Annotated in this window: 1 rRNA gene; it reads left to right on the forward strand. The window is 54.7% G+C overall.

The features are described from left to right. Positions 1 to 1,180 (forward strand): 16S ribosomal RNA (locus FYJ62_RS10535); the annotation flags it as partial.

Genomic DNA, 1,180 nt, shown 5'->3' on the forward strand with positions numbered 1-1,180 from the left:
ACCAAGGCAATGATGCATAGCCGAGTTGAGAGACTGATCGGCCACATTGGGACTGAGACACGGCCCAAACTCCTACGGGAGGCAGCAGTAGGGAATCTTCCACAATGGACGCAAGTCTGATGGAGCAACGCCGCGTGAGTGAAGAAGGTTTTCGGATCGTAAAGCTCTGTTGTTGGTGAAGAAGGATAGTGGCAGCAACTGGCCATTATTTGACGGTAATCAACCAGAAAGTCACGGCTAACTACGTGCCAGCAGCCGCGGTAATACGTAGGTGGCAAGCGTTGTCCGGATTTATTGGGCGTAAAGCGAGCGCAGGCGGAAAGATAAGTCTGAAGTGAAAGCCCCCGGCTTAACCGGGGAACTGCTTCGGAAACTGTCCTTCTTGAGTGCAGAAGAGGAGAGTGGAACTCCATGTGTAGCGGTGGAATGCGTAGATATATGGAAGAACACCAGTGGCGAAGGCGGCTCTCTGGTCTGCAACTGACGCTGAGGCTCGAAAGCATGGGTAGCGAACAGGATTAGATACCCTGGTAGTCCATGCCGTAAACGATGAGTGCTAGGTGTTGGGGACTTTCCGGTTCTCAGTGCCGCAGCTAACGCAATAAGCACTCCGCCTGGGGAGTACGACCGCAAGGTTGAAACTCAAAGGAATTGACGGGGGCCCGCACAAGCGGTGGAGCATGTGGTTTAATTCGAAGCAACGCGAAGAACCTTACCAGGTCTTGACATCCTGCGCCAAGCCTAGAGATAGGCCGTTCCCTTCGGGGACGCAGAGACAGGTGGTGCATGGCTGTCGTCAGCTCGTGTCGTGAGATGTTGGGTTAAGTCCCGCAACGAGCGCAACCCTTGTCACTAGTTGCCAGCATTAGGTTGGGCACTCTAGTGAGACTGCCGGTGACAAACCGGAGGAAGGTGGGGATGACGTCAAGTCATCATGCCCCTTATGACCTGGGCTACACACGTGCTACAATGGGCAGTACAACGAGAAGCGAACCCGCGAGGGCAAGCGGATCTCTTAAAGCTGTTCTCAGTTCGGACTGCAGGCTGCAACTCGCCTGCACGAAGCTGGAATCGCTAGTAATCGTGGATCAGCACGCCACGGTGAATACGTTCCCGGGCCTTGTACACACCGCCCGTCACACCATGGAAGTCTGCAATGCCCGAAGTCGGTGGGATAACC

This window comes from Lactobacillus porci (genome assembly GCF_009695985.1).
Lineage (GTDB): Bacteria > Bacillota > Bacilli > Lactobacillales > Lactobacillaceae > Lactobacillus > Lactobacillus absianus.